Source organism: Streptomyces sp. DH12 (assembly GCF_020873895.1).
GTDB lineage: Bacteria > Actinomycetota > Actinomycetes > Streptomycetales > Streptomycetaceae > Streptomyces.
Genome location: NZ_JAHWGT010000412.1, coordinates 1 through 631, shown reverse-complemented (window position 1 = coordinate 631; position 631 = coordinate 1). Strand labels below are relative to the sequence as shown.

The window sequence follows — 631 nt, the reverse complement described above, 5'->3', positions numbered from 1 at the left end:
GCGCCCTGGTCACCAACTGCGACCTGGACACGGACCGCGTGAAGGGCCTGTCCACGCACACGGCGGAGGGCCGCAGGTCGTACCTGCACGTCTCGGCGGGCTGCGGCACGAGCCGCTACACACCGGTGCGGTTCGCGTGCCCGCCGGAGGCGACGCTGCTGACGCTGGTCGGCCGCTGAGGCGGGAGCGAGGGCGACGGGTCGGCGGGTAGGTGAGTCGACGGGTAGGTGAGTCGACGGGTAGGCGGGTCGGCGGGTAGGCGGGTCGGCGGGTTATCTGATGTACGGATAACCCGACCGGCCCACGCCACATCGCCGCGCCCCGTCCCCCGTCCCACGCTGGGGACATGACCGCCCCGATACCCAGGGACATCCCGGACCTCCCCGCCCTCCCGCGGACGGCTCCGCAGCTGCTCCCCTCCGTCGTCCCCGCCCGAGCCGTCGTACCGCCGGTGCGCCGTCCGCTGACCGCGGTGTACCGGCTGGCCCTGGCCCTGCTGGCGACGGCGGCCGTGCTGACCGAGATCCTCCTCGGCAGCCCCACCCGGGTACTGAGCTACTTCGTGATCCAGAGCACGGTGCTGCTGGCCCTGGTCACCTTCGCCTCGGCCCGCCGCGCGTGGACCGCCCGC

2 pseudogenes are annotated in these 631 nt (G+C 73.9%); both read left to right on the top strand.

Features of this window, described 5'->3' with window-relative positions:
• Positions 1-179 (top strand): annotated as a pseudogene (locus LPA54_RS34885) (metallophosphoesterase); the annotation flags it as partial.
• A 167-nt stretch (positions 180-346) separates the two neighbouring features.
• Positions 347-631 (top strand): annotated as a pseudogene (locus LPA54_RS34880) (integral membrane regulator); the annotation flags it as partial.